Below are 15,473 nucleotides of genomic sequence, written 5' to 3' on the forward strand. Positions count from 1 at the left end.
TGCCCATGAAAGACATTTAATAATACCCTAGATGGTATTAAGGAATTATTTTAGGGACGCTCATGAAAAAAACACTTATCGCATCAGCTTTATTACTAGCAGCACCGATCTTTGCAGCCGATTGGCAAACTATTCATACCGAACATTTCAACATTCACTACAGTGTTGAGCATGCTGATTTTGCTAAATCAACTGCAGCAGAGCTTGAAATAGTACGCACCAAAGTGCTTGAGCAGCAAAACCGAACACTTGATAAAACAGTTGATGTAGTGGTGTTTGATCCCGTAAATGCGGCAAATGGCTTTGCGCTACCTACCTCAAATAATCCTGTAATGGCACTTTTTACAACCCCACCACAATCCGACACCGTTATATCAAACAGCGCTGGCTGGCAGCAGTTACTTGTACTGCATGAATATATTCACTTAGTGCATTTAGCACAGCCTACACGCAATCACTGGCAGCAAAAAGTACGTGGCATATGGGATTTATACGACTTAACTTACAGTGATACACCGCGCTGGGTAGCCGAAGGTTATGCCACATTGATTGAGTCTAAAATGACGGGCCGTGGGCGTTTATTTGATAACTACTCAGAGTCAATACTGCGAGAATTTGCTCAGCAAGGTGCTTTGCCAACCTATGGGCAATTAAATGGCGAGCAGGGCTTTATGGGCGGCTCAATGGCTTACTTAATGGGTAGCCGCTTTTTAAATTGGCTAGAGCAAAACTATTCAGAGCAAACACTCGATAGTGTTTGGACGCGAATGCAAGGCGTAAAAATGCGTGATTTTGATGAGGCATTTAGCGGTGTGTTTGGGCAAAGTGCAGCCAAGCTATATCGCCGATTTATAGCTGAATATACCTATAAAGCAATGCAAATAGAGCAAGGGGAGCCGTTACTTAATAGTGAACTTTGGCTTGAGCTTAACTTATATGCAAGTAACCCAGCACTTTCAAAAGATGGTAGTAAGATTGCGATTGTTGAGCGAGATAAAGAGAGTAATACCAAGCTTATAATTTATAGCACGGATGACAACATTAAAGCGCAAGAAGAGTTTACTAAAGCGCAAAAAGAGCTACTCGAAAACGATGCACAAGACATCCCCGATACAGCGCCCAGTGTGTTTAAGCGCGAACAAAAACAAGTGCTTAATCAAATTAACCGAGCCGGTATTGCAAATCCTCAATGGGTAAATAGCACAACGTTGTATTTCAATGCGTACAGCAATGAAGAGTCGGGTATTTATAACAAAGTGTCTGACATATTTAGCTATAACACTGACACTGGGAATATTACACAGCTTACAGAACTTGCTGGTATACGACGATTTAGCGTAACCAGTAACGGTGAAACCTTGTATGGCGAGCAAATAAGAGATGGTTACTCTGAATTAGTGAGGGTTGATCTTAATACGCAAACCATCACACCATTATTTACAAAAAGCCTTGAGACAACTTACGATTACCCAATTCTCAGTCCTGATGAAACTAAATTGGCTTATTTATCAACGTCATTAAATGAAAACTGGCAATTGTATATACAAGACATAAACGGCGAGCAACAGCTATCAGTACCTATGCCAAACGGGTATCAATATTTAAGTCAGCCAAGCTTTAGCCATAATGGCGAGTCACTTTACTTTGTTGCAGGTTTAAATAGCGCCACCGATATTTATAACTACAACATAGAGAGTAAAACACTCACCAAGTTAACCCAAGGGCAAGAGGCCGTTGCCCACCCAATTGAAATGGCTGATGGCTCGTTACTCTATTTTTCGATAACCGCAGATGGGCCAAATGTAAAAACACTGCCAAAAGCTATAAAAAGCACTGTAGTTACTGAGTTTGCAGCTAACAAAAAAGCACCGCTGCTAATAGTAAACGACCATACACTTCTAAAAGCTAAAATATATAAGCACGAAACTACAGAGCAAACAAATTACAACGTGCTCGACCAGCACGCTACTTTCGCGATTGGCTCTCAGTATTATTCAGCTTCTACCAGTTTGTTAGATTTAAGCATTAAAAGTAGCGACTTATTAAAGCAGCTCGACTTACAGGCGGGGTATAGCACTGATTTACACGATGGGGCATTGCACGGTGGTTATGTGCAGGCAAAATATAATGCGCTTGATGTAAAACTGAAACTTGCACTGTTTGACTATGATTTAGATACATCGCGCCAGTATGAGCAAAGTCTAAGTGCAGACATGGATGCCCGTGGTGGTTTTGCCGCAATAAGTTACCCCGTTAAATTTGGGCAGTTAAGTTTAACGCCAGAGCTTGCCTACAATTACACTGATTATAGGCAAAGCCATAAAAATTGGACGCGTTTAGGCATTGCTCAAAATTGGCAATATGATCGTCAAGATTTTGCAATAGGGCAAAGTCTTTATGCAAGTTGGTACGATGGCAGTAGTAAGAGCAATAGTTGGCAAGGTTACGATTTAGCCGCCAAACTTTTTGGTAAAGCGTTTGGTATTCCTCTTTATGCAAATTTTTCTCAAAAACAACGTGATGACAGGAGCCTTGCATTAGGTGGCTTTAGCTCAAATCTTATTAATCAGCAGCAAAATAGTGAATATGCACTTTCATCTGAGCTGCCTTTTTACAGTGCAACTGCAAAGCGCTATCAAGGCTACGGTGGCGGCTTTAGCTTTAAAGAAGGCATGCCGTGGCTTTATTATAAGCAACATCAACTCGACGACACCGTATACGCACAAAGCTACGGCTTAAAATACCAAGGTGATTTTAGTTTTGGAATGGGGCCTGCTGGTATAAATGACTTAATATTTAATATGGGACTGTCGCGAGTAGAAGGCGATAGTTTTGAAGATGAAATGCGAGCGTGGCTAAGCTTTTATTATTCGCTATAAATATCAATTGGCTAAGTTACTCATCCATCTGCAAGGATAGTAACTTAGCTTGATATACATCGATTTTTTGGTTATCACGTTCTAGTTCGATAGCTTTCTCAAGCAAGGTTTGTGTTTGTTTAATATTACCTTGTTGATAGCGAACTTTTGCGAGTTCCAAGTATAACTCAGCAATGTAAGGCGCTTTAGTAATAGCTTGCTCAAGGTGTGCTTTAGCCTGATGAGCATGGCCAGCTTGTAAGTTGTTTTTAGCGATTACTAGTAATTCATATGGGTCTTTTTCTTTATTAACTAATTGTGACGTGAGCTCTTTAACAAGCTCTTTGTCGCCTAATTTTTTAGCTAAAAGCTGATAGTTGCTGATTAAATTAATGCTTATTTCATTATTACTAAGTGCTGTTTGATAGATATTTTTAGCGCTTTGTAAATCACCTGCCCGACGATGCAAAACGCCCGCTATATTAAATAATTCAGGATCATTGGGAGTGTATTTGTTTGCTTGTAAAATAAGTGAGTAAGCAATATCCAGCTGTTTGTCTGCTAGCGCTGTTGCAGCTAAATTACTGTAAAACTTAGAAACTAAATCGTTATAATCTGCACTGCTTGAATAAAAGCTGCGACGGGTAGGAAAGTAGTCGATTAATGTGCCCGCTCTGAAAAATTCAACAATATTATCATCTTTTTTCTCTACTTTTGGGGCGTATACTCTTGTTCTAAAGTGGCTTGCTACATAAACAACATTATTTTCTTTTGCGTATACAGGCTGACTTGTTACTTCTTGAAAGCTCGTTTCTAATCCGAGAGCTTGTGCATAGCTTTGTGTTAAAACAGCTAAGCTAATACAGTTGCCTTGCGAAAGTTTTAAGGCTTGGGCTGAAGTAAGTGTATCGCCGTGGTATTTAAAGTTAGCTAAGTTGCTTTCGAGGTAGTTGTAAATAATGCGGTCATGACGGATTTCAGACTGTTTTTGTTTTTCGGCATAGGCTAAAAATTTTTCTTTTTCAGCATTTGGCAGCTCGAAAATACTGTACTCAGAAGGAGTGTCGAGTTTATTAAACAAAGAATGGTTTAATAGTTGTTCAAGCTCTATTTGTTGTTCTACTTGGTGAACCTTGGTTGTGTTACATCCAACTAAATATAAAAAAGTAATACAGACTGCTATTTTATAAAACATCATAAACCCACTCCATTGTTAAATTTTACATTACAATGTGGTGGGTTTTTAATCAAGCACTTGCTGTACTGCGTTTACTTGAGCGATTTTTTTGTGATTGTTTTTTACGTTTACGGCGGGTAAACCACAAGTAAAAACCAGTACCTGCTAGCCACACTGGGCTCAAACCAATTACGCACCACAGTATTTTACTTGTTAGCCCTGCAAAGTAGCCAAAATGAAGTTTTCTAAAGCTATCAATTACTTGCCAGCCAACGCCTACTTCGCGAATATCCCAGTTAGTTAAATGTTCGCCTGTATGCTTATCGTAGCTAACCGTATTAGCGTATTCGCTCGCAAGCGGGTTATTTGTATCGACTTCGCCGAATAAGGTGATATTTTCGTCAGGCTCGAGTGGCATAACTAAAAACGTACCATTAAAAGTGGGTATTTGCTTTTTACTGTCATCGAGTATGTGTTGAAACGAAATATCGCTACTGTGCAAGTTTTTGGTTAGTACAAAGTGCTCTTCCTCAGCGTGTTCAATAACTTCGTGATACCACACCGCCCAGTTAAAGTAGCCACCTGTAATAGCTAAAATAATAATGATGGGCGACCCTATCACCCCAGTCATTTTATGAATGTCGCTAAGTACAATTTGCAGTGTTGCACGCCAGCGCACACTAAATAGGCGCTGCCAAAATTTACGATAAATAATAAGTCCTGTAATACCTAATACCAATAAAAACAGAGCAAAAAAGAAGCCTAGTACTGTGCCTGTTTGCCCTGGCAGGTTTTTAAAGTCGTTAAGTAAAAAGGTGTAATGCAGTTCTAAAAACCAATCAGTAAAATAATGGCTGGTACCAACAGGCTCTGACAAAATGTCACCCGTATACTGGTTTAAATGAAACTTATACCATTGCTCTGTCCCGCGTTTAACTAAGTAAACCCGATCAGCAGTATCATCGTTAAATATCTCCCAACTACCTACTACATACTCAGGGTAAGCAAGCTCTGTTTTTGCGATTAATTTGTCGATTGGCATGCGCTCTGGCAGTGCTTTTACAACATAGTGACTGCTTGGCATAAGTAAGCCATCTATTTCACTTTTAAAAACTAATACGCTCCCTGTAATACTAATAACAACCAAGGGAATGAGAGCTATAAGAGCGATCCAACTGTGAATTTTAAAAAGAGTTTTTCTCATAGATAGTTTTATATATTGCAGTTAATGACTTGCGCATGATAACAACTATCATTTTCATTTAATAGCTTGTGAGTAGGTTTTCTATTAAATAGGTAAACCGTGAACTTAATTCTACGGTTTTTGTATACCTAGCTTGCCAGTACCTAAAATAAGAATGTCTTATTTAGTTGAGTTAAATTTACGCGGCTCTACAATGCCGCGCTCATAGTAAAAGCCTTTTAAAAACAGATGTTTATTAAATGTTTTTATTTCTGTTTTTAATTAACATTTATGTAACGAGCGAGGTTGCTTTGGTGCATTATTTGCCTATATTGTCTTCTTTTATTTTGGTTTTTAGTTTTTTACCATTACTAAACAAAATTCGAAAAAATCGTAGTGTCTCTGGTTTGTCACTATTAATGATGACATTTGGATTAGCACAAAGCCTTTATTTTATAACCTACAATATTTTCTTTGAGCGCTATTATATTGCGTTACCATTTATTGTAACCGGTGCGTTAAGCGGGCTTATTTTATATTTTTTTGCACGTTTCAATGCAGCTAAACGAGAACGTGTACAGCTGGTTACTATGCTAGGTTTTTCGTTACTGCCTTTTTCACTGCTTTTAAATTCAAGCCTTGATACTGCAACGGTATTAAGCGCTTTAACGTATGTTGGTCTTGTGATGAGTTCGGTACGTGTTATGCCGCAAACTTATAAAACATTGCGTACGGGTAATGTGAGTAATTTAAGCGCGCGCTACTTTAGCTTGCAGTTTATTGCTGGTATTTGCGGCTTAGTTGTTGAGCTTACAACAGCGGCTCCAAGCACGGCGCACTTACTTATGTTTATTATGCTATTGCTTACCAATGCTGTGCAATTTGGTTGTATGCAATACTATAGAATGCGACCTGTAATGGCTTAAAGCAAAAATAAAAGTGCTAATTTAGTTTAGGTATGGCAGTTTTAAGCTATTAATCATTACAAAGTTTAAACAATGCAATTAGCTATTCATCAAATTGATGCGTTTACGAATGAGTTATTTAAAGGTAACTATGCGGCAGTGATCCCACTAGAATCGTGGTTAAGTGACGATTTAATGCTAAAGATTGGCGCTGAGAATAACGTATCTGAAACTGCTTTTACCTGCCTTCAAGACGATGGAAGTTTTGTTATTCGCTGGTTTTCACCTTTGATGGAAATCGACTTTTGTGGTCACGCCACACTTGCGGCTGCCTATGTTTTATGTGAAGAGCATAATATATCGAAAATTCGCTTTGTTGCTGATGCGGTGGGCGAGCTAATCGTTAATAAAAACGCTGATGGCAGCTTTGCAATGACCTTTCCTAAACAAGCACCGATTGAGGTACAAAATGTACCGCAGCAATTGCTTGATGGCTTGTCTATACAACCGAGTAAAATGCTTAAAAATCGCCAAGCTTACTTTGCTATTTATGAAAATGCCGATCAAATACTTGAATTAAAAACTAACTCTGAGCTTTTAAAAACGCTTTATCCACTTGATGTAGTGGCCACTGCTCCAAGTGCTGAATATGATTTTATATCTCGCTATTTTTGGCCTGCAAGCGGTGGCGACGAAGATTATGTAACGGGCTCAATTCATACTGGCTTGGCACCTTACTGGGCGCAGCAATTTGGTAAAACTACGTTAAGTGCTTATCAGGCTTCAAGCAGAGGCGGGCATTTAATTTGCAAAGTGAATGATACAACCGTCACTTTGACCGGGCATGCTGTAAGGTATTTAAAAGGCACTATTTATATTTAAACTGTGAATTAAGTTATAAAAAAGGCCACGTAAATCGTGGCCTTGGTTTACTCAATTAGTAGAGGTATTTTATGCTTCTAGCGCTTTTGCAATTAAGCGATCAATATATTTTTTATGCGCTTTAGTTGCTGTATCTGCACCCCAAGCAACACTGGTGTCGGCTATTTGAGTTAGCTGATATAACGCTGCTGTTTTAGCTAAGTTATCGTATTTGCTTGCTTTGCCAAGACCCGCAATTGCAATTAACTGGTTAACATACTCAATTTGTAAGTTGTGGCTAATAGAGTTGGCGTCTTTGCTTTTCACGAAAATGCTGGCGGTTAAATCTTCCATAAACTGAGTTAGGCTATATTCGTTACCGTACAGAGCTGTGTCAGAAATACGCAGTAATACCGCTGGGTGTAATAGCTGTGCAAGTACAGACTTTTGCATCCCTAAAATCATTTGGTGTGCTTTAGGGTCTTCATTTTTGCCATAGTGATTAAAGCCACGACGTTGCAGCTGTAAGTAGCTATAAAGAGGTTGCATGTTTTGTAGTACGTCTGGCGCAAATACAAACTTGGCTAGTATATCCATTGCTTGTGTTTGACGCTCAAGCGATACCGGTGTAAATGGTTTATCTGCATTTGTATCACCCACTACAGCGCGCTCAACGTATACGCCACCAATCTGGCGAGAAACCACACCTGCTTGAGCTCGGTACTGACCAAATAAGCTATTAGCAGAGGTAACAAGCTGTTGGTAAGACTCACCTTTAACCGTTGCTTTATCTTTTAGCTCAGTAAATAGTTTATTAATTAGTGCCATACGATCTGCGCCATAGGCAGCAGGGTTTGACGACAAATCACCAATCATTACACGTGGATCGATATGGCGACCTGGTGCGCGCATATCGTCTGCATCGTTACCAAAGGCAAGGGCATGTTCACTTGAACGAGCAAGTATTTTTTCAAGTCGAGCTTGCTCAGCAGCTTCATCTGCAAGCGCTACGCTGTAGCCATAGTTAATTGCCCAATCATCGTAAGGACCAGGTTTTGTTTGAAAAATATCACCTTGCTGCGTACCAATTGGGGCAATGTTAGCGGGTGCATAATCCATAACAGAACCGGTTACTATGCCTTGGGTTTTGTTTTTATCGTGTACTTCTTTTTCATCCCACAAAATTGATGATTTCATATTATGGTTAAGACCTAAAGTATGGCCAACTTCGTGAAGTACCAATTGCGTTAGACCTTGGCGAAGCATTTCTTTATCTTCAATTTTGTCGCCGCTAGCAAGGCCTTTGGCAAGCATTAGATTTTGTTGAATCTCATGCCCAAGAGAGCAATTTAGCTCGCCGGTATTTGTTGTTTCACCGTGGCTCATTGTTCCTTGTGTGAAAAGCGTGTCGTAAATCCAGCGGTTTTTCATAAATACAAACTCAAGCATAATGTCTGAGCCCAGTATTTCGCCTGTTAATGGGTTAGCAAGTGCTGGCCCGTATCCGCCAAATGGAGGCTTAGGTGACGAAGTCCAACGCAGTACGTTGTAATTGATATCGCCCGCATCCCAGTCTGCATCGTCTGGTTGTACTTTTACCTCTAAGGCATTTTTAAAGCCGGCTTTTTCAAAAGAGGTATTCCACGTTAAAACAGCGTCACGAATAGTATCGCGCCATTCAATGGGTGTGGTGTTTTCTATCCACCAAGTAATTGGTTTTACTGGCTCTGAAAGCGCTGCACTTGGGTCTTTCTTTTGTAAGTCCCAGCGTTTTATAACATCTTGATAAGGTGCCCAATCGGTAGATGTCATTTGATCAAATTGATTTGTAAAATAACCAATGCGCGCATCATCCATACGTGGTGCGTAGTTATTGCTAGGTAGAGCGACAAACGAGTGCTGCACTTTTACCGATACGCTACGCGGGTCGCTTACTGCATTTGAGCCACGTACCGTTGGGCTTGGGTTAGTAAATACGTAATCAACAACTACGTCTAAGTTATTAGGATATGGACGCTGTTTAATAATGCGTGATTTTTTATCGTCTAGTTTACCTACTTTAAAGCGCTTTTTAGCGTTTTTATCAGCAGGATTTGGTGTAGGCGATACTTTATGAAGTGCTTCGCTTAAAAATAACTTATTTACATTAAATGCTATTTTACCGTCTTCTTCTTTTTCTATTTTAATGCTCGCAAGTACCGCTTCACTAATATTGGCATCACTCGCTTTTGAAATTGCACTGCTTTCGTCAAATTTGTAGCGAGGTGTTTTGCTAATAATATCGATACGGTCAAAGTATTTTCTAAATTCAATTAATTTAGTTTCGCGGTACGAACCACGATAATGGCCTGCATCTGTAACGCCATCGACAGTGTGCGCAAAATACACAAACGGCGTATTGAGTTGGGATTCGTTAATCACCATAAGGTGCTTACCGGTTTTTTCGTTTTGATAAAGGCTAAATATACCGGCAAATTCGGTTTGTCCTTTGATCATTTCGCTAAGTGTTTTTGACTCTTTTTCGTCTTTTTTATCGGCTGCAAATGCATGGCTGCCAAACGCTAAGCTAAGCGCAAGGGTGATGGTCGTTAATTTCATTTTGAGACTTTTAATATTTGTTAATTTAATTGGACTGTACGTAAATTAATTTAATTTCGCACATCTTCGCTATGAAATTTAAGTGTTTAACGCTAATAAACTGATATTAATGAATAAAAGTTTGTAACAAAATATAACGAATGAGGTGAGCTGCATGTGGAGTTATATTCTATAGCCCTAAATAGCAGCGGTTTATATGTATTTGCAACAGTTGCTTACAAATGTCACCTTAATGTTTCATATGGCTCTGGTATTATGGCGTTAATAGAATTTTGGGGATAATAGGATATGCAAACAAATTCACTTAGATGGGTTTTTCCATTTGTAGCGCTCATTGTTGGTGTTGTTGGCTTTATGGGAATCAATGCCATTGCAAAAGATCCAGAAAAAAAAGAAGTAATTGATACTCGTCCAACAGTGCAAGTTGAGCCAGTGATTGCAAACGATCACCAAGTTATTATTAATAGCTACGGTGAAGTAAAGCCTCTTGAAAATACACTGCTCTCGGCTCAGGTGTCGGGCGAGGTGTTAAGTTGGCATCCTAATTTTGTAGCCGGTGGCATAGTTGCTCGCGGTGAAACCTTATTCACTATCGAAAAAGACAACTATGAAGCAGCAGTACTTGTTGCAGAGGCCGAGCTTGCTCGCGCACAAGCGGGTTTAATAGAGGAACAAGCTCAAGCTCGAGTAGCCGAAGACGAAGCCAAGCGCTTTCCAAGTAAAGCGCGCACAGATTTATTTTTACGTAAACCTCAAGTGCTCAGTGCGCAGGCATCTGTAAAGTCGGCGCAAGCTGCATTAAAGCGCGCGCAACGTGATTTGGATAATTGTGATGTTACAGCCCCTTACGACGCATTGGTTATTAGTCGAAATATAGGTGTTGGACAATTTGTCACTATGGGTTCGCAAGTTGCTGAACTCAATAATATTGAGACCGCTGAAGTGATTATTCCTATAGCAGGGTTCGATAGCGTTTTTTTGCCAGAGCGTATTAAAGGTATTACCGCAACGATTATTCAAAAAGGCCTAAACAGCTTCACCCGTGAAGGTGTAATTGACCGCGATCTAGGGATTGTTGATAACGCTACGCGTATGAGCAGTTTAGTAGTGCGTATAGAAGACCCATACGGTCTTAAGAATATACAACCAGCCATTAAGTTTGGTAGCTACGTACAGGTAAATTTTGCAGGTGCAATGCTCAATAATATTTACCGCTTACCGCAAGAGTTAGTTAATAACAAAACCGTATGGATCGTTAATGAAGAGCAGCAACTTGAGCCGCGCAAAGTCACAGTTATTCGTGAAGAGGGTGAGTACTTTTACATCAGTGATGGTTTGCAAGCAGATGATAAGTTGGTGATTACTTTGCCAGAATATCCGCAAAAAGGCATGGCTGTAAAAATTGCGGGCCTTCAAAATACTAAAAATACAGAGGCACTTGAAAATGCTTCCACTGAAAAATTATAAAGGTAGGCTGAGTTATGAGTAACACTGAACTACCAAATACAGCGCCTAACGCTGAAAAACAAACCGGTATTATTGCTTACTTCGCTAATAACTCCGTTGCTGCCAACCTAATGATGATTTTTATTGTGGTGATGGGAATTATTAGCTTTCTAAATATCCAACGCCAAATGTTTCCTAATGTAGAGATTAACTACATTAATATTGAGGCTAATTACCCCGGTGCCTCTCCTCAGGAAATAGAAGAAAGCATACTTATAAAAATTGAAGAGTCGCTAAAAGATGTGACCGAAATTAAAAAAGGTGTGTACAGGGCATTTAGAAATGGCGGTAGAGCAAGTCTTGAAATTAATACTGATGTAGAGCTGACCGATATACTCGATAAAGTTAAGTTACGGGTTGATGGTATAGCAACGTTTCCTGCCGGTATGGAACCGGTCACCATAAGTCAGGTTGAGTTTAGGCAAGATGTTATAGGTATGACGCTCGTTGCTGACTTGCCGCTTACTGAGCTTAAGCCTATAGCAAACCAAATAGAGGATGAGTTACTACAGCTATCTAACGTGTCGTTAGTGGTAAACGATGTTCCTCTTGATGAAATAGCAATTGAAATCGAACCCGATACGCTGCGTCAATATAACCTAACCCTTAGTGATGTAATGAATGCAGTGCGTCGTTACTCAGCTAACTTTTCGGCGGGGCAGCTAAAAACAGACGCAGGTGTTATTTCTGTTCGCGTCGAAAATCAGTTTTACTCTGGTGAAGAATTTAGGCAAATACCGGTAAAAATAGGGGCTAATGGCGCTAAAGTGTTACTGCAAGATATTGCCGTGATTAAAGATCAGTTCACTGAAGGTGAGCGTTACTTTAAATTCAATGGTGAAAATGCGGTTTATATATCGGTGAAAGCGACCGAAGAGCAAAGTATTATCCCAGTTGCTGATTCAGTAAAAGCATTTATAGAATTAAAAAATAAAGAGCTACCACTGGGGGTTCGCTTAGAGCCATTAATGGATATGACGTACTACTTAAATGCTCGCTTAGACATGATGGTTACAAACCTTATTCAGGGTGCTGTTTTGGTTGCAATTATGCTATCAATCTTTTTACGCTTTAAGTTGGCATTATGGGTAATGATTGGTTTACCAGTGTGCTTTTTGGGCGCAATGATGATGATGCCACTGTTTGGTGTAACCATTAATATTTTATCACTTTTTGCTTTTATTATGGTGCTAGGGATTGTGGTGGACGATGCCATTGTCATAGGCGAAAGTGCCTACACCGAAATAGAGAAAAAAGGCGGCGGTGTTGTTAATGTGGTTAATGGCGCAAAACGCGTAGCAACCCCTGCAACTTTTGGTGTACTAACTACCATTGCAGTATTTGCTCCATTTACGTTATCTACAGGCCCAGAAAGTGCCTTCTTTTATGGTATAGCTGTGGTGGTAATGCTGTGCTTGGTATTTAGTTTGATTGAATCAAAGTTGATATTGCCTGCCCATATTGCTCACACTCATTTTTCACCAATAAAAGAGGGGGGCTGGCGAGATCGGTTTAATACGCGATTTTTTGGTTTTGTAAATGGCCCATATAAACGCTTTGTTATACGTTGTGTTGAATGGCGTTGGTCAGTGCTATTTTCATTTATTGCTCTATTAATCGTAACCTTTGCTTTAATCTCATCAAATCAAGTTCGTACCGGGTTTATGCCAAAGATCCCGCATGACTACCCGCAAATAAATCTAGAAATGAATGACAATGTATCAGACATACAAACAATAAATGCTATTCGTGAAATAGAAGCGATGGTGATTGCGATTGATGAAGATACCGAACGCAAATATGGTCAAAAACTCATAAGAGATATTTTAGTATTTAACCAAGGGCGAACTGAAGCACAAGTGCTTGTTCCCCTTGTTGATGAAAGTATAAGGCCTTATAACGCGTTTGAATTATCACGACGTTGGCGCGAGGCGATGCCCGATATTGCCGGTGTTAAATCATTAACCATTTATGATGATGTAAATGGAGGGAGCAGTGACGGCGAATTTGGTTATTTATTATATGGCTCTGATATTGATACATTAAATAATGCAGGACGTCGTTTTATAGAGTTGCTGCAACAGCAAGAAGGTTTGTTTGATATTAGCTCAACAATAGATCCTGCAAGTAAAGAAGTGCAAATGAGCCTAAAACCGGTCGCTTACGATTTAGATTTAGACTTAGCTTCTATTGCAAATCAAGTTGGGGCAAGCTTTTACGGTGGTGAGGCTCAACGTGTTATTCGCCGAGGCGAGGAAGTACGTGTAATGGTGCGTTACCCTAAACTGACTCGAGAGGCATTTTCGTCACTTAAGCATGCGGTTGTTACTACCCCGCAGGGCCGTGAAGTACTTCTTGGTGATGTAGTAGAGCTAACAGAAACGCCAGGTATTAGCTATATACGCCGCGAAGGTGGCTACCGTACCGTGTATGTTTATGGCAATATTGATGAAGAGCAAATTGAGCCAAACGAAGTTGTAGATCAAATTAAAGAAAAGCTACTACCACAACTTAAAGAAGAGTATCCAAGTGTTAAGTCAGAACTAGGTGGCGCCATTGAAGAGCAACAAGATCAGGCTAATCAGCAGAAGATGTTTTTCTTCGGCGGTATGATTTTGGTGTATATTTTATTAGCCGTACCCCTTAAGAGTTATGCGCAACCACTTATTGTTATGTCGGTGATTCCATTTAGCTTAACGGGAGCAATATGGGGGCATTACTGGTTTGGTTTGGATATAACTTTAATGTCTGGCTTTGGTATTATTGCAGCAGCAGGGGTGGTTATAAACGACTCACTCGTTATGACCGATTATGTGAATCAAGCCCGTAAAACAGGTGTTAGTATTAAAAATGCTGTAATAGATGCCGGTTGTGCTCGATTCAGACCTATATTACTTACTTCAATTACTACATTTGCAGGTGTATTGCCCATTATGTTTGAAACAAGCCTGCAGGCTAAGTTTGTAATACCTATGGCGGTAGCGCTTGGTTTTGCAGTGATGTTTGCAACATTAATAACACTTATATTAGTGCCATGCTTGTACATTATATTAAGTGATATTGGTAAGGTGTTTACACGCATTTTGGGTGGGATTAGGACTGTATTTAAACGTCGCCCGCAGAAGGTTTAGCTCAATAAATAACATACGGGCTTAAATGCCGGGTACAAAAAGCACTGAATGATTAACCATTCAGTGCTTTTTATCATTTGTTGTTACTACATTAAGTATTAAAACAACAATAATTAATCTTTAAATTGCTTATGGCAATCTTTACAGCCTTTAGCCCATGCGCCAAAAGCTTTACCAATTACGGCCTTATCGCCTGATTGAGCCGCTACTGCTAGTTCATCTGCGTATTGTTGGAATGCAGTTGCTTTTTTCATAAAAGTATCGTTTTCAGACCAAACAGCAGCAAGTGCAGCTGTGTCGCCTTTATCTGTTCCTTCGTAAAACGCTTCCCATGGCATTTTTGAAAGTGCAGCTGCGTTGTTAGCACGCTTTTTAAATTGCTCTGCGTCAAAAGGTACTTTACCTTTTAGCATTGCGCCCATGTCACCAATTTGTACTGAGATCATTGAAAACGCTGCTTGGCGGTATTCAATCGCGTCACTTGGCTCTTTAAATGCAGAATTTGCCGATACGCTAAATGCACACGTTGCCAGTGCTATTGTTGCTAATACTTTTTTTAATTTCATGTTTGCCCCTGTTGAAAATTGTAATTCTTAATTCGGTATCTTGTATCTAACATCGTATTTATTCAAGTGAATACGATAGATTTAACTAAAACTTAATCGTTTATATCAATATCTGCAAATATCATCCCGCGACGCATGCTTCTAGTTGCTAAGAATACCTCACCAAGTAACGACATAAATGCACATATGAGTAATGCCATTGCTGCTACAAAGCAACTTGCAATGGTAACGCCTAAGTTTATAGATTGAATGTGCGATAAAAATAACAACATAACCACAGCGCATACAAGCAATGCGCTTAATACACTTAAACTAAAAGCAATATGTATACATCGAGAACGCTTTAAAAGGGCGCGCAGCTCTGTAGCGAGTGATTTATTAAAGTCCTCGTCAGTACTTACTTTTAATCTGCGTTCTAACTGACGTGCCCTATCGGTAATACGTGCCAAACGATTAGATAAAACACCTAAAGTAGCGGCAATACCCGTGATCAAGAATACTGGGGCAACAGCTGTTTGAATTACTTTAGCCATAGTTAAAATATTTATTACTTCGTTATTCATTCCTACCCTTAATCAGTTGAGCTTGAAAATGACTTATATATCTACAGAGTACCTGATGTAGGCTTATTAAGAAAAGAGGAATTACGTTGATTTACTTTACATAGCTTCACAAAGTAAATCACAAC

The 15,473-nt window shown here is 39.6% G+C and carries 10 protein-coding genes; 5 read left to right on the forward strand and 5 right to left on the reverse strand.

Translation table 11 applies throughout. From position 1 onward, the window contains the following. Positions 1-62 precede the first annotated feature (62 nt). Positions 63-2,879: a PD40 domain-containing protein gene (locus H5160_RS14075; RefSeq protein WP_182737794.1), complete on the forward strand. Its 2,817-nt coding sequence runs from the start codon at positions 63-65 to the stop codon at positions 2,877-2,879. A 16-nt stretch (positions 2,880-2,895) separates the two neighbouring features. Here the strand turns inward: H5160_RS14075 and H5160_RS14080 are convergent, their stop codons facing one another. After that, positions 2,896-4,056: a lipopolysaccharide assembly protein LapB gene (locus H5160_RS14080; protein ID WP_182737795.1), complete on the reverse strand. Its 1,161-nt coding sequence runs from the start codon at positions 4,054-4,056 to the stop codon at positions 2,896-2,898. 49 nt (positions 4,057-4,105) lie between these two features. Continuing rightward, complete coding sequence (locus H5160_RS14085) at positions 4,106-5,239, reverse strand: PepSY domain-containing protein (protein ID WP_182737797.1); 1,134 nt, start codon at positions 5,237-5,239, stop codon at positions 4,106-4,108. Between the two features lie 290 nt (positions 5,240-5,529). Between H5160_RS14085 and H5160_RS14090 the strand changes: the two genes are divergently transcribed. Both H5160_RS14090 and H5160_RS14095 read left to right on the forward strand, forming a co-directional pair. Then, positions 5,530-6,144: a PQ-loop repeat-containing protein gene (locus H5160_RS14090; protein ID WP_182737831.1), complete on the forward strand. Its 615-nt coding sequence runs from the start codon at positions 5,530-5,532 to the stop codon at positions 6,142-6,144. Between the two features lie 72 nt (positions 6,145-6,216). Beyond that, complete coding sequence (locus H5160_RS14095) at positions 6,217-7,005, forward strand: PhzF family phenazine biosynthesis protein (RefSeq protein ID WP_182737798.1); 789 nt, start codon at positions 6,217-6,219, stop codon at positions 7,003-7,005. A 69-nt stretch (positions 7,006-7,074) separates the two neighbouring features. Here H5160_RS14095 and H5160_RS14100 read toward each other — a convergent pair whose 3' ends face one another. Beyond that, positions 7,075-9,582, reverse strand: coding sequence for a zinc-dependent metalloprotease (locus tag H5160_RS14100; protein WP_182737800.1), 2,508 nt, complete (start codon positions 9,580-9,582; stop codon positions 7,075-7,077). A 288-nt stretch (positions 9,583-9,870) separates the two neighbouring features. Here H5160_RS14100 and H5160_RS14105 point away from each other — a divergent pair, with 288 nt between their 5' ends. Together H5160_RS14105 and H5160_RS14110 are read left to right on the forward strand one after the other, a co-directional pair. After that, the gene (locus H5160_RS14105) at positions 9,871-11,049 is read left to right on the forward strand and encodes an efflux RND transporter periplasmic adaptor subunit (RefSeq protein WP_182737801.1); all 1,179 of its coding nucleotides are present in this window, start codon (positions 9,871-9,873) and stop codon (positions 11,047-11,049) included. 14 nt (positions 11,050-11,063) lie between these two features. Next, entirely contained in the window at positions 11,064-14,219 is a 3,156-nt protein-coding gene (locus H5160_RS14110) for an efflux RND transporter permease subunit (RefSeq protein WP_182737802.1), read from the forward strand. Between the two features lie 113 nt (positions 14,220-14,332). Here the strand turns inward: H5160_RS14110 and H5160_RS14115 are convergent, their stop codons facing one another. Further along, a complete protein-coding gene (locus H5160_RS14115) occupies positions 14,333-14,785 on the reverse strand; it encodes a cytochrome c (protein ID WP_024595584.1) in 453 nt (150 codons plus the stop codon). Positions 14,786-14,877: 92 nt separating this feature from the next. Further along, complete coding sequence (locus H5160_RS14120) at positions 14,878-15,348, reverse strand: DUF2721 domain-containing protein (RefSeq protein WP_002960170.1); 471 nt, start codon at positions 15,346-15,348, stop codon at positions 14,878-14,880. Positions 15,349-15,473: the final 125 nt, after the last annotated feature.

This window comes from Pseudoalteromonas sp. SG43-4, assembly GCF_014164325.1.
Lineage (GTDB): Bacteria > Pseudomonadota > Gammaproteobacteria > Enterobacterales > Alteromonadaceae > Pseudoalteromonas > Pseudoalteromonas distincta.

Bases quoted from the DNA above. Each gene is read 5' to 3' on its own strand.
- H5160_RS14100 (WP_182737800.1), bottom strand. From the start codon at position 9,582: ATGAAATTAACGACCATCACCCTTGCGCTTAGCTTAGCGTTTGGCAGC.
- H5160_RS14105 (WP_182737801.1), top strand. From the start codon at position 9,871: ATGCAAACAAATTCACTTAGATGGGTTTTTCCATTTGTAGCGCTCATT.
- H5160_RS14120 (WP_002960170.1), bottom strand. From the start codon at position 15,348: ATGAATAACGAAGTAATAAATATTTTAACTATGGCTAAAGTAATTCAA.
- H5160_RS14110 (WP_182737802.1), top strand. From the start codon at position 11,064: ATGAGTAACACTGAACTACCAAATACAGCGCCTAACGCTGAAAAACAA.
- H5160_RS14085 (WP_182737797.1), bottom strand. From the start codon at position 5,239: ATGAGAAAAACTCTTTTTAAAATTCACAGTTGGATCGCTCTTATAGCT.
- H5160_RS14115 (WP_024595584.1), bottom strand. From the start codon at position 14,785: ATGAAATTAAAAAAAGTATTAGCAACAATAGCACTGGCAACGTGTGCA.
- H5160_RS14080 (WP_182737795.1), bottom strand. From the start codon at position 4,056: ATGATGTTTTATAAAATAGCAGTCTGTATTACTTTTTTATATTTAGTT.
- H5160_RS14075 (WP_182737794.1), top strand. From the start codon at position 63: ATGAAAAAAACACTTATCGCATCAGCTTTATTACTAGCAGCACCGATC.
- H5160_RS14095 (WP_182737798.1), top strand. From the start codon at position 6,217: ATGCAATTAGCTATTCATCAAATTGATGCGTTTACGAATGAGTTATTT.